Source organism: Streptomyces yaizuensis (assembly GCF_034961445.1).
Classification (GTDB): Bacteria; Actinomycetota; Actinomycetes; order Streptomycetales; family Streptomycetaceae; genus Streptomyces; species Streptomyces yaizuensis.
This window is the reverse complement of sequence record NZ_BSBI01000001.1, coordinates 443623-466120: the sequence shown is the minus strand read 5'-3', so window position 1 is coordinate 466120 and position 22498 is coordinate 443623. Positions and strand designations below refer to the sequence as shown.

The window sequence follows — 22498 nt, the reverse complement described above, 5'->3', positions numbered from 1 at the left end:
CCAACTCTGGGTATTCCCTTGGCAAGGCCGATGTGTGACCCGTTGCGGGCGTCCGGACGCTTTCCCCCGGTCCGCTCCCGGCTGACGGGGACCGCAGGTGAACCTCGTGCCGGTCCGTCGGCGTGCGCCGTGCCCCGCGTCGGTGGCCCTGCGCGGGAACTCGGTGCCGGTCCGTCCGTCCCCTGCCTTCCACCCCGGCGGCAGCTCCCCCGGTTCGCCCTCCTTTCCGGCCAGTGAGGACGCCACCCAGCGGAGGCGGTCGCCGCTGCCGTGCGGGGGCCGGCGTCGATACCGTCCGTTCCGGATGCCCGTTCCAGCAGCCCGTGCCGGTTTCCGGCCCGGGTCGGAGGAAGGGAAGACGGCTGCGGGTGCCGTGCGCCGGCGGCGCGTTCGGGCCAATCACCGCACCGGAAGGCCGACCGGTCGGATTCGCGTCGTTTCGCGAACATGAGAGGTGTTCGATATACGGCGTGCTCGAAACCTGCTCGAATGGCAGCCGTACACCCCCTTCCCGTTCACCAGGCCGCCCTGACCCGGCGGCCCCGTCGTCATGCGCCACTGCCAGGCCCCGACCGATCCGGCACCCCCGCCGGCGGTGTGGAACGACAGGACGGACATCCTGTGACATCCGATCAGGGCACACTCAAGATCTACAGCGACCGCACCTACACCCGCACCACGATGGTGCGCCATCAGGGCACGGCGCTCGCGTTCGCCATGGACGAGCGGCGGCGGATCGTCTACACCGTCCTCGATCTCTCCGCCTACGACGAGGATCGGGGTGAACTGGACGCCGCGTACTGGTCGGAGAGCCCCCAGGACGTCCCCTTCCCCGACGAGCTGGTGACGGTCGGGTACTCGGTGGTGGGCGCGACGGCGATGCCGGTGGTGAAGAAGGGCGGCCGGACCGAGGCGGGCGCCGGTGAGGAGCTGGCGCCGGAGGAGACGGACCGGTTCCTGTCCACCACCGCGCGTCTTTCGGCCGACGCCCCGTTCCAGGTGGTCTCGGACGGCACCCATGTGGTGCTCCTGCGCCAGGCGATCGGCGCGAGCGACACGGACGCGGTGTTCAAGCTGGCGAACGGCGCCGCCTCCGGGAACACCGCCCGGACCGACTTCCAGCTGGCGGGGACGGCGAAGATACCGGTGGTGGCGGACACGCTGCTGTGCGACCGCTTCCTGCTGGTCGGCAATGTGCTCAAGCCGGTGTCGGAGGTACGGTTCAAGCGGAGCCGGCACAAGACCCGCCCGGCGTCGGTCAAGGACAGCCTGGGCGCCACCGACATGGACGGCAAACCGTTCCACGAGCCGACCCAGCAGCTGGAGTTCATCCGGAATCTGACCCAGGGCCGGTTCACCGCTGTCCTGACCCCGACGGCGGTGCAGGGGCAGCAGCGGTGGCAGTTCTTCGCCCACAACACCGCCACCGGCCGGATCGACTCCTTCAACGTCGAGCAGGCCGCCGACGGCCTCTTCAACACCCAGGGCAGCCGCTACTGGACCAGCCCCGACGCCCGCTACCGGGGTTCGGTGTACGAGCGGGCGCCCGGGATCTGCCCGTTCACCAACCTCTCGCTGGTGCCCATCACCCCCGACATCCCGCACCCCGAGACCGCGCTCCAGTTCAACGGGACCTCCCAATACCTGAACATGGGGGCGGCGCCCGCGCTCAAGTTCCAGGGCCGCTCCTACGCGGTGGAGGCCTGGGTCAAACCCCGGGCGGCGGGCGGCCCGGTGCTCGCCCGCTGGTCCGGCACCGCGAGCCAGGGCGGCTTCCAGTTACGGATCACCAACACCGGCCAGGTGGCCCTCGACCACAGCGGCGGCACCCTCACCTCCCTCCAGAACATCCCGGCGGACACCTGGGCGCACATCGCCGCGTCCTTCGACGGCACCACCGCGACCCTCTACGTCAACGGGGCCTTCAGCGGCGACAAGGCCCTCCCCAGCAGCGGGGACGGTTCGGCCATGCTGCACATCGGGGCCAAGGCGGGCGGCCCGTTCTACAGCGGCGTCATCGACGAGGTACGGATCTGGAACCGGTCCCGCGGCCAGAGCGAGATCGCCGACAGCTCGCACTACCGGCTGATCGGCAACGAACCCGGGCTCGTGGCCTACTACCGTTTCGACGAGGGCAGCGGCACCACCGCCTACGACCAGACCGACACCGCCGCCCACGCCACCCTGGACACCCCTCCGCAGTGGGTGACCTCCCAGGCCCCCGTCGGCGAACACCCCGGGGTGCGCCGCGACAGCTTCACCCTCAGCGGCCGCGACATCGTCTCCGGACTCAGCGCCACGCTCTACTACCAGCAGGAAGACGCGGTCGCCGGCTACCAGGACGACCCCAAACCCGCCAAGCGCAACGCCCGGGTCCTGCTGGCCTGCGCCACCCGCCCCGCCGGCAACGCGACGGCCGACGCCCATATCGCCACCGTCGACTTCGGCGTCGGCATCGACGGACGCCTCGCCGACATCCCCGACGTCGTCACCCTGGCCGAACTGGGCCGTCCCGTCGAGCAGACCAGCGACCTGGTCAGCGCCCAGCAGCAGATCGTCACCGGCCTCGAACAGCAGGCCACCGCCATCCAGACCGAGATCACCTCCCTGACGGGGGAGAAGACGACGCTGGAGCAGGCGATCGCGGCGTCCAACAACGCCGCGGCCAACGATCCGGCGCGCTGGATCGTCCAGCTCTCCTGGAACGGAAGCGTCCTGGCCCCTGCCGGCGGAGCACTGACCCAGGGGACCCTGGTGGGGCTGTGGGACAGGAACTCCCGGTACACCCGATGGCGGCTGGTGCGGGCCGGGTCGGCCTCCCGGTACAGCAACCCGACGTACGCGCTGGTGAACGACAGCGCACCCGGTATGGGCGTGCACACCGTCTTCCGCAACCGCATGGGCGCCGACACCTATGGCGCAGAGTTCCAGCCCCTCAACACCGCGGAGGTCCACCAGCAGTGGTACGTACGTGGCACCTGGAACACCAGTGTCCAGTTCCAGAACGCCGGCCAGGACGTATGGATGGGCGTCCTCTCCTGGTTCCAGCTCCGCGATGAGAAATCCGCGGTCGGCTTCACCGTCGAGAAGGTCGGGGTCATCCCGGACACGACCCTCCAGGCCAAGGTCGACCGGCTCGCCGTGGTCAACGCGCTCCTCGCCCAGCGCAACCGCGACCTCGTCGCCAAGCAGGCCGAGATCCCGCCCGCCCGCGAGGAGCTGGCCCGCCGCACCGCCACCCTGCTGGGCGAGGCCGACCTGGTCCTGCCCGTCCCCCATATCGGCCTCGACGTGCGCGGGCTCAGCAGTGCGGGCGCGCTGCTCAAGTTCGCCCGGACCGCCGCCACCCCCTATCTGATGGACAGCGCGGCGGGCCGGGTCGCCCTCTACTTCCAGGGCGCCAACGGCCAGTTCTTCGCCGCCTATCTGGACACCTCGGCGGAGCGGGGCAGCCAGCAGCTGGCCGGCGGTGGGCTGACCGCCCTGTTCACCGCGCGCGACCCGGGTGTCGTCCTGTCGGGGACACAGATCCGGATCACCGACTGCACGGTGAACGGCGCGGCGGCCGCCGGCCTGTGCGATCTGACGATCACCCGGGGCACCGACTCCGAGACCTTCACCCGGCTGCCGCGCCGCATCCAGGATCTGGCCGCCGCCGTCAACGGCGCCACCGACGAACCGCTCTCGCTCGGCACGGCGACCGGCGCGACGGGGGACCAGCTCACCCTCGCCCGCGCGCTGCCCGTGGCCGTTCCCGTCCACTCCCATCTGCTGATCGGGGAGAGCGCCCATCTCGTCACCACCGTCGCCGACACCGGCGGCACGACCCTGCGGGTCACCCCGGCCCCGGCCACCCCGCTCGCCCAGGGCACGGAGGTGTCCCTGATCCGCTACGACACGGCCCGGGCCACCTCCTCCCGCCCCGGCACCTCCCTCGCCCAGGGCTCGTGCTGGATCACCGTCGGCGCCGACAAACGGGATGTCCTCGTACCGAACGGCACGGCCACCGCCCTGGTGGCCGGCCACGGCAGCCGCTGGCGCGGCGACGCCCCCGGCCGGGCGGTCTCCCTCAACGGCACCAGCCACGGCCTCGTCATGGGCGGCACGCTGGACAGCGTCGCCGTCACCGGCGACCTGACCGCCGAGGCATGGATCAACCCGCGCCGCGTTTCCACACCCCGGTCCCGGGTCTTCCATGTACGCACCGGCGACACCAGGGCCGCGATCGCCCTGAGCCCCGAGCCCACTACCGGCGGCATGGTCCTGAACGGCACCGATGCCGCCATGGCGATCCCCGGCGCCGACCCCACGGGGACCGACTTCACCATCGAGTGCTGGCTCAAGCGCACCACCGGGCGCACGGTCGCGGACACGATCGTCGCGCTCGGCGCCAACGGCCTGAACGTCGGCTTCACCTCCTCCGGCGCGTTCACCTTCGGCTTCACCGGGCAGACCCTCACCACCACCGCCACGTACACGGACGGGGAGTGGCACCACTGGGCCGTCACCTTCGACCGCACCACCCGTGCCCAGGTCATCCTCCGTGACGGAGCCGTGGTCGCCCAGCGCACCGCCACCACCGTGCCGAGCGGCACCGGCCAGCTCATCGTCGGCCGCAGCGACACCGGCACCTTCTCGTACTTCTCCGGCCGGCTGGCCGAGCTGCGGACCTGGAACACGGCCCGCTCGGCCACCGACATCGCCGCCGACCAGAACCGGCGCGTCGCCCCGAACGAACCCGGTCTCACCGGCGCCTGGCTCTACGACGGCAGCCGTCCCCAGCTCAGCCAGTTCCCCGACATCAGCGGCCAGGGCCGGCACGGCGGTGTCTGGGGCACGGCGGCGGCGAGCGAGTCCGCGGTCAAGGGCTACAAGATCCTGGCCGCGGTCGGCGACAAGCACCGCACCAGCCGCGAGACCTATCTCTGCGGGGAGTGGGCGCATGTGGCGGCGGTGTACGAGCAGTCGTGGGCGCTGCGCTTCAACGGCTCGGCCTGGGCGGACACCCCCGACGCGGATGCCCTCGACCTGACCGAGGATCTGACCATCGAGGTCTTCGCCCACATCGACGCCATCGGACTGCGCCAGGGACTGGTCTCCAAGGGCCGCCTCGGCGACGGCACGGGGGCCACGGTCCCCTATCAGCTGTCGGTGCTGGCCAACGGGAAGCTGGAGTTCGCCTTCGAGGAGCCCGGCCCCCGGATCATCCGGTACACCTCCGACTCCGCCCTCACGGCCGGCTTCCACCGGATCGCCGTCGTCCGCAAGGCCGGCAGCTCCAGCGACCAGGTCAAGGGCACCCGGACCATCTCCTACAAGGACGAGAACGGCACCACCCAGAACAGGACCGTCGACACCATCGACCATGTCGACACCAAGTCCTGGGACGACATCCGCTTCGTCGTCGACGGCGCCGAGACCGGCACCGGCCGCTACACCGGCACCGGCCCCCGCGGCAACGACGGCGCCCTGGAGATCGGCCGCATCGGGGAAGGCAGCGCCCTGTACCCGCTGACGGGCACCATCGGCGAGATCAGGATCTGGGGCAAGGCCCGGGAGACCAATCAGCTCGGGTCCCCGCTCCACCCCCGCGACGAGGGCCTGATCGCCCGCTGGACCTTCGAGGAGAACACCGGCAACACCACCGCCGACCTGGCCGGCGGCTACGATCTGCGGCTGCACGGCGCGAAGTGGGCGGCCGACCCGAACCCGGCCGCCGGCTCCTTCACCGTCTACCGCAACGGCCGTTCCGTCCCCTGCGACACCCCGGCCACCAACCCCCTCGCCGACTGGGGCCTCGACCGCTTCTCCCTCGGCACCTTCCGGAACTCCACGCAGACCTCCGAGTACTTCGACGGCACCCTGGACGACGTCCGGTACTGGCGCACCGCCCGCACCCCCGAGCAGATCCTCGACAACCTCTTCACCCGTATCAAGGGCGACAAGCAGGACCTGATCGGCTACTGGACGTTCGACCCCACCGCGAACGAGGCCGCCGACGTCGTACTCGACCAGGGCCTGCGCGGCAACCACCTCTACCGCACCGGCGACAAGGTCCCGTCGACCGCGCCGATCTCCACCGACACCGCCGCCGTCCGCTCCGCGCTGGCCGGCATCCGCACCCCCTTCCACCAGAACATCTCCACCCCGCCCGCCGCCACCGAGTACGCCGACCTCCAGTACACCGCCACCGGTGAGGCCCAGGGCGTCCTGAAGCGCTGCTACACGCACACCGCCGCCGGCGCCTGGCACCTCACCACCGGCTACAAGGTCGGCGACCTGGTCAGCGAGTGGGTCAGCCAGGTCCAGTTCGACCCGCAGCTCATCGGCTATATCGAAGGAGCGCCCCCGGTCCCCTCCGAGAACCTCACCGGGCAGATCGACCCCGCCGGGTCCTCCAGCGTCACCTTCAACCAGGCCGACGAGGTCGTCTCCACGCTCTCCTCCACCCATGAACGCAGCATCGACGCGAGCTTCAGCATGGCCGCCGGCGCCGAGGTCGACGAGAAGATCCTCATGATCACCGCCCCGCTCGGCATCGGCACCGCGCAACCGCTCGCCTCCGTCACCGTCAAGGGGCACATCGGCGGCTCGATGGAGTTCTCCAACGCCTGGACGGACGAGACCTCGGTGGGGCAGGGCACCAGCACCACCCACGACACCAGCGCCACCCTCACCGGCGCGTGGGAGGACCCGACCCGCATCCTCAACAGCGCCGTCGGCCGCCGCTTCCTCCCCGCCAACAAGGGCTACGCGCTCGTCCAGTCCGAGACCGCCGATGTGTACGCGCTGCGCCTGGCGCACTCGGGGGCGCTGGTGGCGTACCGGATCCTCCCGAACCCGGACATCCCCAAGGACTGGAACATCATCACGTTCCCCATCAACCCCCAGTACACCAAGCAGGGCACCCTGGACGGCGCGGTCGGCTTCAACGACCAGGGCAAGGTCCTGGACCCCGCCTATCCCAACGCCTTCCAGCGCGGCGAGTACAGCTACTTCAAGCCCCGCGAGGCGTACGCCATCAAACGCCGCATCCTGCGCGAACGCCAGGAGCTGGAGACGTACTACAGCACCGTCTCCACCGAGACCAGCGACTCCGACCCCACCGCGGAGCGCGCGGCGAAGGTCCTGGCTCCGATCGTCGGCACCAAGGACGCCGCCGAGAAGGCCCAGCCGGTCGAGGCGGCGGGCTCGTTCGCCAACCGCAACATCGCCAACACGTACGTCTGGACCGCCGACGGCGGCTTCTTCGCGGAGACCACCGGAACCGTCGACGTCGTCACCGAGACCACCGGCGGCTCCTACAGCCTCTCCGGCGCCGTCACCGGCTCCCTGGAAGTCGGCTTCGACGTCGCGGGCGTCGGTGTCGGCCTCCAGTTCGACGCCTCTCTCGGCGGCGGCATGACCACCACCCGGCACCGCTCCAAGGAAGCCACCCGCTCCCACAGCCTCGATGTGGTCTGCAACCCCAGCGGCGACCTCCAGAAGTACGACAGCAGCGGCAAGGCCCAGTACACGGCGGCGGGAGCGCCCGTCCTGGTGGCGGGCAAGGTTGACGCGTACCGCTTCATGACCTTCTACCTCGGCCAGGACACCAGCCACTTCAACGACTTCTACAACAAGGTCGCCGACCCGATCTGGCTGGAGACCAGCAACGACCCCAACGCCTCCGCCCTGCGCGAGGCCCGCCACAGCGACCGCACTCCCCCGTGCTGGCGCATCCTGCACCGTGTCACCTTCGTCTCCCGCATCCTCCCCCCGGTGCCCGCCACCACGGCGCCCCCGCTCGAACAGAAGATGCGCACCATCGACGTCGCCAGCAACTACGAACTCATCCGCCGCCTCGACCCCTACGTGTCGACCGCCACCAGCTCCCAGGCCCGGCTCGCCGACGCCACCCGTACCGCCCTCACCGAGCACCTTCCCCAGCTGCTCCCGCACGCGTTGGAGATCACCCTGCTCCTCGCCGAGTACTACGACGTCACCGAGTAACCCCCGGTCCACGAGGACACGAAGACACGAAGGACGGCGCCCGTCGCCCGGCCACCCGCCGGGCGCCGGGCGCCGTCCCGGCGTCCCGGCGTCCCGAAAAGGAGAAGCCGCTGCCCGGCAGGGCCGGACCGCGACCGCACTGCCTCCGTACTCCGGCGCCGGCGACCGCCGTGAGGGGCACCCCTGGCCTCAGCGCCCGTCGCGGGTGAGAAGTCCGTCCAGCAGGTGCTCCAGGGTTTCGGCCATCTCCACACGGGTCGCCTCGGGATCGTCGGAGTGGGCGACCATCAGCGCCGCCTCGTCGAGGGCGCCGAGAAGGACATGGGCCAGGGGGGCCACCGGGCGGGCGGCCAGGGCTCCGCTCGCCATCGCCGCCTCCAGGGCCTTCGAGATCACCCCGAGGCCATGCTCCTGCCCGATCTCCCGCCAGCGCCGCCAGCCCAGCACCCCCGGGGCGTCCAGCAGCAGGATGCGTTCCACATCCGGCTCGGCGAAGGCTTCCAGGAAGGCGCGGGCACCCGCCTTCAGCGCCAGGACCGGATCGGTGGCGGCCCCCATGACCTGGCCGGCGATCCGCCCGGTCAACTCCGCCTCGACCGCCTGCACCGTGGCGTCGAAGAGATCGGTCTTGTCCCGGAACTGGTGGTACAGCGCCCCGCGGGTCACCCCGGCGGCACGGACGATCTCCTCCGTCCCCACCCCCGCGTAACCGCGCTCGGCGAACAGCCCCCGGGCGGCGGCGACAAGGGCGTCCCTGGTCGCCCGGGAACGCCGGGTGTGCTTGGTTCCGCTCGATTCCATCCTGCCCCCTTGAGTTCCGTACAGTCTGCATGCACTCTACGTACATACAGTCTGTATGCAATTTGACGCGAGAGGCGTTCACCATGCCGCAGATCACGCTCGACCAGGGAACCGTCCACTACCGGGACACCGGCGAGGGAGAGCCCGTACTCCTGCTGCACGGATACCTCATGGCCGGCGGGCTCTGGGAACCGGTGGCCGAGCGGCTGGCCCCGGACTTCCGCTGCGTCATCCCCGACCTGCCCCTCGGCGCCCATCGCACCCCGCTGAACCGCGGCACCGATCTCAGCCTGCCGGGCATCGCCCGTCTGGTCGCCGGTCTCCTCGAAGCGCTCGACCTGCGCCGGGTGACCCTGGTCGGCAACGATCTCGGCACCGCCGTCGCCCAGATCGTCGCCGCCCGCCATCCCGAACGGATCGGCCGACTCGTCCTCACCAGCGGCGAATGCTTCGGCAACTGCCCGGCGCCCTGGTTCCGCCCACTCCCTCCCGCCGCCCGGGTGCCCGGGCTGCTCACCCTGGCCTATCAGGCGCTCCGGCTGCGCGCGGCGCGCCGGCTGCCCTTCGCCTACGGACTGCTCACCGCGGGTGCGCTGCCCCACGACCTGATCGACGACTGGATGGGGGCCTTCTTCCGCGACCCCGGCGTGCGGCGCGACTGTGCCGAGGTCACCCGGCACCTCGCCCCGGCCGCCCTGCTCGACGCCACCGGGCGGCTCACCGCCTTCGACCGGCCCACCCTGCTGGCATTCGCCCGCGAGGACCGGCACTTCCCCTTCTCCCACGGCGAACAGCTCGCGGCCCTGATACCCGGCGCCCGGCTGGAACCCGTCCCCGACAGCCGTACCTGGGTCATGCTCGACCAGCCCGCTCTGACCGCCCACCTGATCAGGGAGTTCATCCGCACCACCCCGGCGGGCACGGCCCCGGCCGGCGCCACGCCCGCCTGACCACCGGGGGCGAGAAGGCCGACGGGGGTATGTCCGATGCGTTCAATCCAGTTGGACAGTGCCTTCGCGGACGTCTTCACCGGCGAGGAGCCGGGCACCCCGCCGGCGGCGTCGAGGTGCTGGTTCCTTGGCCCGTTCTGGCCGGCGTGGTGGCGCGGATCGACAGGGCAGGTCCGGTTCCCTCGGTCCCACGCCCCATCTCGGAGGGGGTTCGGGCCATTCTTCCCGGTCGCGCCGGAGAGCTTCGGGGCCGGTCCCGAAGCTCTGCACAGGTGGTCGCAGAAGTGCGGCCCACCCAGTGCCCCCGCCGTATCCGAACGTACCGCGAGTGTGCGGTACGGCGGTGGCCGGTGCGGGTGAACACGCCGCGGTGGCTGGTGGCGGTACCCGTCCCGTGGCGGGACAAGAAGGTATGCGCCATTCCGTAGCCGTGCAAAAGTCTTTGACTGTTTGTTCGATATCCGGTGGGGATGGGGTGTGGTCTGCTGTGCCGGGCCCGGCTCGACCGCTTCTTCCACCGCCCTGGGAGGACGGTTGCTTGCGTCTGCCCGGCCGCTTGACCCGACACCCGTCCCACCTCCGGCACGGAGGTGGGCTGCCCGAGGACGGATGGCCCATGACCACGGCTGACCAGAGTCTCGTGAAGATCTACAGCGACCGCACCTATACCCATACGACGATGGTGCGCCATCAGGGGACGGTGATCGCGTTCGCGATGGACAGTGCGCGCAGGATCGTCTACACGGTTCTCGACCTGTCCTCCTACGACGCGGCGAAGGGGGAGCTGGATGCGTCGTACTGGTCGGAGAACCCGGCCGAGCTGCCGTTCCCGGCGGAGGTCGTGAGGGTCGGCTATGCCCTCCTGCCGGCGACCGGGATGCCGGTCGTGAAGAAGGGCGGCCGGACCGAGGCCGGTCCGGACGACGAGCTGGACGAGGAGGAGACGGACCGGTTCCTGTCCACGACCGCCCGGCTCACGGCCGCGGCGCCGTTCCAGGTTCTCTCCGACGGCTCGCATGTGGTGCTGCTGCGGCAGGCGATCGACGCGGCCCACCCGGATGGCGTGTTCACCCTCACGGACGGGGGTGCGTCGGGGGACCTGTCCAGGACGGATTTCCTCACCGTGTCGGGGACGAAGGTTCCCCTGGTGGCGGACACCCTGCTGTGCGACCGGTTCCTGCTGGCGGGCGGCGCGCTGAAGCCGGTGGGCGAGGTCCGGTTCAAGCGCAGCCGGCACAAGAGCGAGCCGGAGTCGACCAAGGACAGCCTGGGCGCCTTCGACATGGACGGCCGGCCGTTCCACGAGCCGACGCAGGAGCTGGGGTTCATCCGGAATCTGTCGCAGGGCCGGTTCACGGCGGTGCTGACGCCGACCTCGGTGCAGGGGCAGCAGCGGTGGCAGTTCTTCGCCCACAACAAGGTCACCGGCCGGATCGACTCCTTCAACGTCGAGCAGGACGCCGACGGCCTGTTCAACACCCAGGGCACCCAGTACTGGACCAGTCCCGACGCCCGCTACCGTGCCTCGGTGTACGAGAGGGACGCCGGGACCTGCCCGTTCACCGGCCTGGCCCTGGTCCCGGTGGTCCCCGACAGCAAACACGCCGAGACCGCACTGCGTCTGAACGGCACCAACGCCTCTGTGGATCTGGGGACCGGGTCCGCGCTGAAGTTCCAGGGCCGCCCGTACGCGGTGGAGGCGTGGATCTGCCCGCAGGCGGCCGGCGGCCCGGTCGTCTCCCGCTGGTCGGGGAGCGGCCAGGGGGGCTTCCAGTTACGGGTGACCGCCACCGGCCAGGTGATCCTGGACCACAGCGGCGGGTCACTGACCGCGACCCAGACCGTGCAGGCCGGTGCCTATGCCCATGTCGCCGCCTCCTTCGACGGAAAGGTGGCGACCCTCTACGTCAACGGCGTCTTCAGCGGGAACGCGACCCTGCCCTACCCTCAGGACGGCACCGCCTCCTTACGCGTCGGCGCGGCCCAGAGCGGCGGTTTCTTCAATGGCGTCATCGACGAGGTGCGGATCTGGAACCGCGCCCGTGCCCAGGCGGAGATCACCGACGAGCGGGTGCACCGCCTGATCGGCAACGAGCCGGGCCTCGCCGCCTACTACCGCCTGGACGAGGGCGTGGGAACGACGGCGTACGACCAGACGGACACCGCCGCGCACGCCACCATCACCGGGACAGCCACCTGGGTGACCTCGCAGGCCCCGGTCGGCGACCATCCCGGGGTGCGCCGCGACAGCTTCACCCTCTCCGGCCGGGATGTCGTCTCCGGCCTGGCGGCCTGTCTCTACTACCAGCAGGAGAAGGTGACCTCCGGCTACGCCGAGGCCGCGAAACCGGCCAAACGGCAGGCCCGGGTGCTCCTGGCCTGCGCGACCCGCCCCAGCGCCACTGCCACCGCCGACGCGCATATCGCCACGGTCGACTTCGGTGTGGGAGTCGACGGGCGCCTCGCGGACATCCCGGACGTGCTCACCCTCAACGAGCTGGGGCGCCCGGTGGAGGAGACGGCCGACCGGGTCTCCGCCCAGGAGCGGCTGGTCACCCAGTTGGAGCAGCAGGCCCGGGTCATCGAGAACGAACTCACCGCGCTGAGGACGGAGAAGGCCCAGCTGGAATCGGAGGTCGCCGCCGCCAACGCGGGCGCCGAAGCCTCCAACGACCCCACCAAGTGGGCCGTGTGGATGGTCCAGGACATGCGGTACTACTTGGGCATCGCGGCAGGCGATCCGCTCCTTCGACTGACGCAGACCTACCTCCCGACAGTCCGCTGGCAGATCATGGTGGTGCCCGGCGCCACCCCCCGCTTCGGCAACCCGGTCGTGGCCCTGGTCTGCCTCGACCACCAGGAAAGGGTCCTGGAGCCGAAGAACGGAAGCACGGCGCAGTACGAGGACCTCGTCCTGGTTCAGCGTTCGCTCACCGCTCCCCTTCCGGCCACCGCCCAGTGGTACATCGATGGCCATATGCAGATCGGGGTGAGGTTCCAGAACGTCCACAGCGGGCTGTGGATCGCTGACAGCAGGCAGTCGGCCTATGGTGCCAACACGTTGATGTGGCAGAAGGAGGGGATCGCGCCGGACCTGCAGATCCGGGTCAAGACCGCCCGGATCGCGGAGATCACGGCCCTGGTCGCCCAGCGCACCGTCGACCTGGCCGCGAAGCAGGCCGAGATCGCGCTGGCGCGTGATGAGCTGGCCCGGCTGACCGGGGGGCTGCTGGGCAGTGCCGATCTGGTGCTGTCCGTGCCCCATGGCGGTGTCGACGCGACCGGGCTCAGCAGCGCGGGCGCGGTGCTGAAGTTCGCCCGCACGGCCACCGGCCCCTGCCTGATGGACAGCGCGGCGGGCCGGGTGGCGCTCTACTTCCAGGGGGCGAACGGCCAGTTCTTCGCCGCCTACCTCGACACCAACGCGGTCCGCGGTGTGCAGCAGCTGACCGGGGGCGGGCAGACCGCGCTGTTCACGGCCCGGGATCCCGGTGTCGACCTGGCCACCGGCACGGTCATCACCGTCGCGAACTGCACGGTCAACAACGCGGTCGCCGCCGGGCTGTGCGATCTGACGGTGACCCGCGGCACCGAGACGGAGACCTTCACCCGGCTGCCGAGGCGGGCCAGGGACCTCGCCGCCGCCGTCAATGGTGCCCCGGAGGATCCCATCCAGCTCGGCGTCGTCGCCAGCGTCTCCGGCGATCAGGTCCGGCTGACCCAGGCGCTCGCCGCCGCGGTGCCCTCCGAGGCGTACGTCCGGATCGGCACGGCCACCCACCAGGTCGTCGCCACCGCCGCCGCCGGGGCGAACACCTTGCGTGTCACACCGTCGCCCTCGGCCGGGACCACGGCCGGGACCGGGGTGTCCCAGGTGCGCTACGACACCGGCCGTGCCACCGCGTCCCGCCCCGGGGTGTCCCTCGCCGAGGGGTCCAGGTGGATCACCGTCAGCGCCGACGCGGGCGACCTGCCCGTCCCCAACGGAACCGCCACCGTTCGGGTCACGGGCTACGGCGCCCGCTGGCGGGGGGACTCACCCGGCCGCGCCTTCTCCTTCGACGGCGCCGCGCACCGCCTCGCCCTGCCGGACACCCAGCTGGACCGGGTCACCACACCGGCCGGGGACCTCACCGTCGAGACCTGGGCCGCCCCCGGCAGGATCCCCGGCACCCGCGCCCGGCTCCTCCATCTCAACCGGGACCGGACGAAGGCCGCACTCACCCTCGTACCGGGGGATCCCGTCGCGGGGGGCATGCTCCTGGACGGCAGCAACGACGCCATGCTGATCAGCGGCGCGAGCCCGACCCAGACCGACTTCACCATCGAGTGCTGGCTCAAGCGCGCCACCGGCCGTACGGTCGTGGACACCATTGTCTCCTGTGTCACCAACGGCCTCACCATGGGGTTCACCGCCGACGGGAAGTTCAGCTTCGGCTTCGGCACCGGTACCGCCGCGCAGACCCTGACCACCCCCACCGCCACCACCGACGGGGAGTGGCACCACTGGGCGGTCACCTTCGACCGGACCAGCAAGGTACAGATCATCCTCCGTGACGGAATGGAGGTCGCCCGCCGTACCGCCACCGGTCTGCCCGGCACAGCCCCTCACCTCATCGTGGGCCGCACGGACACCGGCACGACCGTCTTCTTCTCCGGCCGGCTCGCGGAACTGCGGACCTGGAACACCGCCCGCTCCGCCGCCGACATCCACGCCGACCGCTTCCGCCGCCTCCCGGCCGGCGAGCCGGGCCTCGCCGGCGCCTGGATCTACGAGAAGAGCAGGCTCGGCACCGCCTACGCCGAAGGCCAGCTCCTGTTCACCGACCTCAGCGGCAACAACCGGCACGGCGGGGTCTGGGGCGACCCGGCGACCGCCGACTCCGCCCTCACCTCCTACCGCGTCCAGGCCGCGTTCGGCGAGAAGGCCCGGGCCGGCCGGGAGAGCTATCCCAGCGGGGACTGGGCCCACCTCGCCGCCGTCTACGAGGAGTCCTACGCCCTCCGCTTCGACGGAAGCTCCTGGGCGCAGACCTCCGACGCCGACGCCCTCGACATCAGTGGTGACCTGACCCTTGAGGTCTTCGCGAAGATCGACGCCATCGGCACACGCCAGGGACTCCTCTCCAAGGGCCGGCTCGGCGACGGCTCCGGCGGCAGCGTCCCCTACCAGCTCACCGTCCTCCCGAGCGGGAAACTGGAGTTCGCGTTCGAGGAGCCCGGACCCGTCGTCAAACGCTTCACCTCCTCCACCGCCCTGACCGCCGGCTTCCACCGCATCGCCGTCGTCCGCCGGGCCGGCCGCACCAGCCAGGAGGTCAAGGGCACCCGGGCCTTCCCCGTCACCGACGCCTCCGGCACCACCACGACCAGGAACGTCGACGTCGTGGAGCGGGTAGACGTCGAGGAATGGCGCGACATCACCTTCGTCGTCAACGGGAACCACCACGGCACCACCCGCTACACCGGCCCCGGCCCCCGCGGCAACGACGGCGCGCTGGAGATCGGCCACGCCCAGGACGGCACCAGCCGCTACCCGCTGACCGGCACCATCGGCGAGGTCCGCATCTGGGGCAAGGCCCGCGAGACCGACCGGCTCGGCACCCCCGTCCAGCCCCGCGACGAAGCCCTCCTCGCCCGCTGGACCTTCGAGGAGAACGACGGCAACACCACCGCCGACCTGATCGGCGGCTTCGACCTCAAACTCCGTGGCGCCCGCTGGACCACCGACCCCGACCCCCGCGCCTCCGCCTTCACCCTCTACCGCAACGGCCGGGCCGTCCCCGCCGACATCCCCGCCACCCACCCGCTCACCGAATGGGGCGACGACCAGCTCACCCTCGGCGCCCTCAAGAAGGCCGGCACCCACAGCGACTTCTACGCCGGAGTTCTGGAGGAGGTGCGCCTGTGGCGCACCGCCCGAACCCCCGAGCAACTCCTCGACAGCCTCTTCACCCGCCTCAAGGGCGACAAACAGGACCTCCTCGGCTACTGGCCCTTCGACGCCGACTCCACCACCGCCACGGCCGAAGCGGTCCGCGACCAGTCCCTGCGCGGCAACCACCTCGACATCGGCACCGACACCACCCGCCCCCGGATCATCCTGTCCACCGCGCCCGTCTCCACCGACACCGCCGCCGTCCGCTCCGCCCTCGCCGGCATCCGCACCCCCTTCCACGAAACCATCAGCCGCTCCCCGGCCGCCTCCGAGTACGCCGACCTCCAGTACACGGCCACCGGGGAGTCCACCGGTGTCCTCAAACGCTGCTACACGCACCTCAAGGACGGCACCTGGCACCTCACCACCGGCTACAAGGTCGGCGACCTGATCACCGAATGGGTCAGCCAGGTCCAGTTCGACCCCCAGCTGATCGGCTATATCGAAGGAGCCCCGCCCGTACCCTCCGAGAACCTCACCGGTGGCACCGACCCCGCGGGCTGCTCCAGCGTCACCTTCCAGCAGGCCGAGGAGGTCACCTCCACCCTCTCCTCCTCCAGCGAACGCAGCGTCAGCACCTCCTTCGACATCGCCGCCGGACTCGACACCGATGCCCAGGTCCTGCTCCTCACCGCCCCCCTCGGCTTCGGCACCGCCCAGCCCCTCGCGAGCGTCACCGTCAAGGCCCGCGTCGGCGGCAGCCTCGAATTCTCCAACGCCTGGACGGACGAGACCTCCGTCTCCCAGGGCACCAGCACCGAGCGCGACACCACCGCCACCCTCACGGGCACCTGGGAAGACCCCACCCGGCTCCTCAACGACACCATCGGCCGCCGCTACGTCCCCGCCAACACCGGCTACGCCCTCGTCCAGTCCGAGACCGCCGACGTCTACGCCCTGCGCCTGGCCCACACCGGCGCGCTGGTCGCGTACAGGATGCAGCCCAACCCGGACATCCCCAAGGACTGGAACATCCTCAGCTTCCCCCTCAACCCCCAGTACACCAAGCAGGGCACCCTCGACGGCACCGTCGGCTTCGGCCCCACGGGCAAAGTCACGGACCCCGCCTACCCGGGCGCCCTCCAGCGCGGCGAGTACAGCTACTTCAAGCCCCGCGAGGCGTACGCCATCAAACGCCGCATCCTACGCGAACGCCAGCAGCTGGAGAGCTACTACGCCGACGTCTCCACCGGCACCGGTGACACCGACCCCACCTCCGAGCGGGCCAAACGCCTCCTGGAGTCCTTCGCCGGCTCCCTGCCCCCCGCGCCGGACAAACCCGCCCCCACCCGGACCCAGGACGCCTTCGCCAACCGCAACATCGCCAACACCTACGTCTGGACCGCCGACGGCGGCTTCTTCGCCGAGACCACCGGCACCGTCGATGTCGTCACCCAGACCACCGGCGGCTCCTACAGCCTCTCCGGCGCCGTCTCCCTCTCCCTGGAGGTCGGCTTCGAGATCGCCGGCATCGGCGCCGGCGTCGAACTCGACGCCTCCGTCGGCGGCGGCATCACCACCACCCGCAACCGCACCAAGGAATCCACCCGCACCCACAGCCTCGAAGTCGAGTGCAACCCCACCCGCGACCTCCAGCAGTACAACAACGGCCAGCCCGTCTACAACAGCGCCGGCAAACCCGTCCTCACCCCCGGCAAGGTCGACGCGTACCGCTTCATGACTTTCTACCTCGCCCAGGACTCCGCCCACTTCGACGACTTCTACCACAAGGTCGCCGACCCCCTCTGGCTCGCCGGCAGCAAGGACGCCAACGCCGCCGCCCTGCGCCAGGCCCGCCAGAGCGACCGCAAACCCCCCTGCTGGCGCATCCTCCACCGCGTCACCTACATCTCCCGCGTCCTCCCGCCGGTCCCGCCGACGGGTGCGCCCCCGCTGGAGCAGGCACTCACCACCGTCGACATCCCCAGCAACTACGAACTCATCCGCCGCCTCGACCCCTACACCTCCACCGCCACCGGCTCCATCTCCGAACTCGCCGACGCCACCCGCGTCGCCCTCACCGCCCACCTCCCCCAGCTCCTCCCCCACACCACCGACATCACCCAGTTCCTCGCCGCCTACTACGGCATCACCGACTGACAGCGGGAATCCGACGCGCACGGCAGCGCCATGGCGGGGCGGCCGGGAGCCGCGTGCCCAGGGGGCGGGCTCCACAGGGCTGTGGGCCCGTCCCCTGAGCGGATGGCTCAGGAGTGGTCGCCGGTCTGTTCCGTGATCGCGGCGCGGGTCTCGTCGGCTTGCTGCTGGATGTGTTCCTGGACGTGGGCGGGGACGCCCTGGTCGCGGAAGTGGGTGGTGAGGTCGGTCAGGACGGCGTCGGCGCGTTCGAGGTCGCCCGCTTTGGCGTGGACGGTGGCGAGGCGGCGCATGGCCGCGTTGAGGGTGAGGTTGTCCAGGCCGGTGTCCTGGTCGGTGCGGGAGGCCTCGATGGCGTCGGTGAGCTGGGTGACGGCGGTTTCGGTGTCGGGCTGACGCACTGCCAGGCGGCCGTCGGCGACGGTCTGGAAGTGGCGTCCGGCGTTGGCTCCCCGGGCGAGGCGGGCGTAGGCCGCGAGCGGGTGGTCGCCGTAGCGGTCGATGAGGTCCTGGAGGGCGTCGTTGCCGGAGGAGAGGGAGGGGGCGTCGGAGCCGAGGAGGGCGAGGAGGGTGCCCTGGTCGTCCCCGGTCAGGAGTTCGCCGGCGTGCTGGTCGGTCCGGTCGAGGGGGAGGCGGACGCGGAGGGTGCGGGTGGGGGAGACGGTACGGCTGCCGTCGAGGCCGGTGTGGACGGCGGTGACCTTGTAGAGGCCGGGTTCGGCGAAGTACAGGCCGCCGGCGCCGTAGCCGAGGTAGACGGTCTCGTACACGGCGGGCCGCTCCGCGTTCAGGGTGACGGCGGACTCGCCGCCACCGTGCCCGGTGCAGGTCCGTGCGAGGGGGCGGAAGAGGCGGGTGCGGCCCTGCGGGTCGGTGATGGCGACGACGGTGCGCTCGCCCTTCGGCCCGATCGACTCGGTCACCGTGATCCCGTCCCGCTCCCCGGCGAGCGCGAGCCGCACCTCCGCCATGACCGGTTCGCCGTAGCCGAAGTCCTGTTTGCCGCCGAGGGTGAGGGTGAGCCCGGAGGGGTTGTCGCTCGGGCGGAAGGAGGTCTCGGCGGCGGCGAGGGCACTGTCCTCAAGCGCGGAGTTGGCTCCGAAGCCGGAGCTGCCACCGGGAATGACATGCTGGTAGAAGCCGTGGCGCAGATGGCGCAGCTCGTTGTCGGTGAACTGGAAGCGGAAGTTGCGCCAGTACGCTTCCTCGCCTTGGCTGTAGTTCTGGGGGTAGTTCATCCAGGACAGGTCGCCGTAGCCCTGGTCGGGGCCGAGCGGGGCCGGGGGCTGGGACAGGTGCTTCTGCCAGGAGTGCAACAGGTTGAAGCCATGGCCGATCTCGTGGACGTAGCAGAAGAGTTCGTTCGCGTTGCCGATCCAGCCGAAGCCCCGCATGGACTGGTGGAAGACGGCCATGCCCTGGCGCTGGACGCCCCCGAGGCTGTCGAACATCTTCCCGGCGGTGCCGGGGTTGGTGTGGCGGGTGGCGACGAACGCCCAGAACCGCCACTGCGGGACGTCCTGGTGGAGGCTGGAGCTGGCCGTCATCGCGGCGTGCAGTTCGGCGTCGGACCAGGCGAGGTCGGCGCCCGCGGTGTCGGCCGTGATCGTGTTGGCGTTTCCGGCGTCGCGGATCTCGATCCCGGCCTCCGCGTAGGCGGAGGCGACGGTGAGGGTGCGGTTGCGGTAGCCGGGCGGGTTCCAGCCCTGGGCGGTGTCGTACCTCTGGAAGACCTGCGTGCCCACCACGGAGTCGATCTCCAGGTCCACGCTGCGCAGCCCCTGTCCGGCGTACGCGCAGTCGAATGCCAGCACCCGGTTGTTGCCGGGGGCGTCGAGGACGAGGGCGGCGTTCGCCGCGTTCGCGGTGGCGGCGACACGGGGGATGGTGAGGGCGAGCCGGGTGACCCAGGTGTTGCTGGACCATTCCAGGCCGGTCTGGGCGAGGGTGTAGGTGCCGGCGGTCTGCTCGACGCCGAGCGCGGCCCCGGTGCGGAAGGAATTGACGCAGACGCCGTTGGTGAAGAAGTCGCCGCTGATCGTGGCGAGGGAGCGTTCGCCCTCCAGGTCGACACGGAGCTCGACGCGGTCGGCTCCGCTGACGCCGGTGTAGCGGCCGGTGACCGGCCGCAGCGGGGTCCGGTACTCGGCCGGGAGCGCGGCCAGGCCGGGTATCCCGAGCGCGTTCAGCTCGCCCTGGGCCACCACGCCGGTCCTCCAGTTCAGCACCAGTCCGCGGGAGCCCTTGAACAGCAGGCTCTGCCGGGTGCCGTCGGCGGCGTTCTTGTAGGCGATCACATGGTCCAGGTCGGAGCGGAAATCCTCCGGCAGCGACGCCCAGCCCGCGCAGCCGGACGCGTCCGGCCCCTCGGTGATCAGGGCGTCGCGGACCACGCCGTTGACCCAGTGCAGGGTCAGCACCCGCGGGCCCTTGAAGAAGTACGTCTGCCAGTTCCCGTCGTCCGTGTACGGGGCCAGGAGCAGCGCGTCCACCTGCGTACGGTAGAAGTCGGGCAGCCTCCCCCAGGTGTGCTCGCCGGACCAGGGGCCCTCGTACTGCTTGCCGCGGTTCCAGTCGTAGCGGACGCAGTTCTCGCCCCGGAAGAAGACGGACTGCCAGGTGCGTTGCCAGAACGGCTCCCTGTTCATGGGGAGCATCGCCGCGCCGTCGCAGCGGTCCCGGTACGGGGCCGCCAGCCCCTGGAACAGCGGCTCCACGGTGGTCAGCGGCCCCGAGGAGATCACCCCCCGCTCGTTGAGCCGGACGCCTTGGTCGCCCCGTCCGAAGACGGCCGCCCACTCCCCCTCCGGGTGGGCCATCGCCCAGCTGAACCCGGTCGTCTTGTACCGCATGAACGCCATCGGGCGTCCCCCCTTCCGGCCGCGGAGCCCGGTGTGCTCCGTCGGCCCGGGAGTCTGGCAACGGAACATCTCGGCGACCACACCACCGACCGGGAAATGTCTGGTTCCGCCAGGGCTGCTCCGCCGCTTCCCCTCAGGGCGGAGGACGCGCAAGGCGGCAGGTCAGACGCCCGCGGGTCATGTGGGGAGGTCCGCAGCCACCGGCACCCGAGGGCTCCGTCGTCAGGGGCCGGATCCGGGATGCGGGCCGACCCGGAAGACCTCTATGGCGGAGAGCCACAACACTGCGGTCGATCCGTCAGGACGGCATCACCTCTCGGCGAGGGGGTGGAGGTTTCGGGCGGCCCGCCCGGGGCCGGTGACCGGGCCCCGGGCTCGGCGGAGGTGCTACGGGGTGGTCGTGTGGAGGGCTTCGGCGAGGTGTTGGAGCTGGACGTCCCGGCTGGCCTTGACCAGCACCACGTCGCCGGGGAGCAGGGTCTGCCGTAGGAGTTCGAGGGCGGTGTCCTGGTCGGGGAGGTGGACGGCGCCGAGGCCGGCGGCCTTGGCGGCCTCCTGCATCCAGCGGGCCTCGTCGCCGCCGATGACGACGAGCTGGTCGACGCCGAGGGAGGCGGCGGTGCGGCCGATGCTCTCGTGGGCGGTGCGGGAGTCGTCGCCGAGTTCGTTCATCTGCCCCAGGACCGCGACGGTCCGCCGGCCGGCCGCCCGGCCCATGGCGGCGAGGGTCTGGAGGGAGGAGCGCGTGGAGTCGGGGTTGGCGTTGTAGGCGTCGTTGACGATGGTGACGCCATCGGGCCGGGTGGTGCTCTCCATCCGCCACCGGGAGACGGGGTTTGCCGTGCCGAGGAGTTCGGCTACGTCGTCGGCGCCGAGCCCGGCTTCCAGGGCGACCGCGGCGGCGGCCAGGGAGTTGGGGACCTGGACGCTCCCGGCGAGGCGGAGCCGGACGGGGGCGGTGCCCGCCGGGGTGACCAGGGTGTAGTGCGGTCGCCCCTCGGGGTCGAGGACGATGTCGGTGGCGCGGACCGCGGCTGTCTCGCTCTCGCCGAAGAGGACCACCCGGGCGCCGGTGCGTGTGGCCATGGCGCGGACGAGCGGGTCGTCGGCGTTGAGGACGGCCAGGCCCTGGCGGGGCAGGGCTTCGACGATCTCGCCCTTGGCCTGGGCGATGGCGTCCTGGCTGCCGAACTCGCCGAGGTGGGCGGTGCCGACGTTGGTGACGACGCTGATCTCCGGCGGTGCCACGGTGGTGAGAGCTTGGATGTCGCCGAGGTGGCGGGCGCCCATCTCCAGGACCAGGTGCCGCGTCCCGGCGGTGGCCCTGCTGACGGTGACCGGCAGGCCGATCTCGTTGTTGAAGGACTGCTCGGTGGCGACGGTCGGACCGGAGGCGGACAGGAGCCGGGCGACGAGATCCTTGGTACTGGTCTTCCCGGCGGAGCCGGTGATCGCCACCACCGTGGTGTCGGGCAGGCAGCAGCGGACCAGGTGCTCGGCGAGCCGGGCCGCCGCCGTGAGGACGTCGTCAACCACGACGGCGGGTACTCCCACCGGGCGCGTGGCGAGGACTGCGGTGGCACCGGCGCGCACGGCGTCCACGGCGAAGGCGTGCCCGTCCACACGGTCACCGGCCAGCGCGAGGAAGAGGCTTCCCGGCTTCGCACTGCGCGAGTCGAAGACGAGGGGCTCGGTGACGAGGGTGTCGGGGTGGGGCACGTCGGTGAGGGTGCCGCCGGTGACGCTGGCGACGGCGGTAAGGGAGAGGGGTTCCACGGGCGGTTCCTTCTGATCAGATCACGGGCGAGGTGTGGCCGGCGGAGGTGTGGAGCGGGGCGGGCAGCGGCATGGGGGTGGTG

General features: G+C 71.1%; 6 protein-coding genes. 3 read left to right on the top strand and 3 right to left on the bottom strand.

Translation table 11 applies throughout. From position 1 onward, the window contains the following. Positions 1-621 precede the first annotated feature (621 nt). Entirely contained in the window at positions 622-7992 is a 7371-nt protein-coding gene (locus SYYSPA8_RS01665; protein WP_323445065.1) for a LamG domain-containing protein, read from the top strand. 189 nt (positions 7993-8181) lie between these two features. Here SYYSPA8_RS01665 and SYYSPA8_RS01660 read toward each other — a convergent pair whose 3' ends face one another. Next, entirely contained in the window at positions 8182-8793 is a 612-nt protein-coding gene (locus tag SYYSPA8_RS01660) for a TetR/AcrR family transcriptional regulator (RefSeq protein WP_323445064.1), read from the bottom strand. 83 nt (positions 8794-8876) lie between these two features. Here SYYSPA8_RS01660 and SYYSPA8_RS01655 point away from each other — a divergent pair, with 83 nt between their 5' ends. After that, complete coding sequence (locus SYYSPA8_RS01655) at positions 8877-9743, top strand: alpha/beta fold hydrolase (RefSeq protein WP_323445063.1); 867 nt, start codon at positions 8877-8879, stop codon at positions 9741-9743. A 616-nt stretch (positions 9744-10359) separates the two neighbouring features. After that, complete coding sequence (locus tag SYYSPA8_RS01650) at positions 10360-17781, top strand: LamG domain-containing protein (protein ID WP_323445062.1); 7422 nt, start codon at positions 10360-10362, stop codon at positions 17779-17781. A 107-nt stretch (positions 17782-17888) separates the two neighbouring features. Here SYYSPA8_RS01650 and SYYSPA8_RS01645 read toward each other — a convergent pair whose 3' ends face one another. Together SYYSPA8_RS01645 and SYYSPA8_RS01640 are read right to left on the bottom strand one after the other, a co-directional pair. Then, a complete protein-coding gene (locus SYYSPA8_RS01645) occupies positions 17889-20639 on the bottom strand; it encodes a hypothetical protein (RefSeq protein ID WP_323445061.1) in 2751 nt (916 codons plus the stop codon). Positions 20640-21026: 387 nt separating this feature from the next. Beyond that, entirely contained in the window at positions 21027-22415 is a 1389-nt protein-coding gene (locus tag SYYSPA8_RS01640) for a UDP-N-acetylmuramoyl-tripeptide--D-alanyl-D-alanine ligase (RefSeq protein ID WP_323445060.1), read from the bottom strand. Positions 22416-22498: the final 83 nt, after the last annotated feature.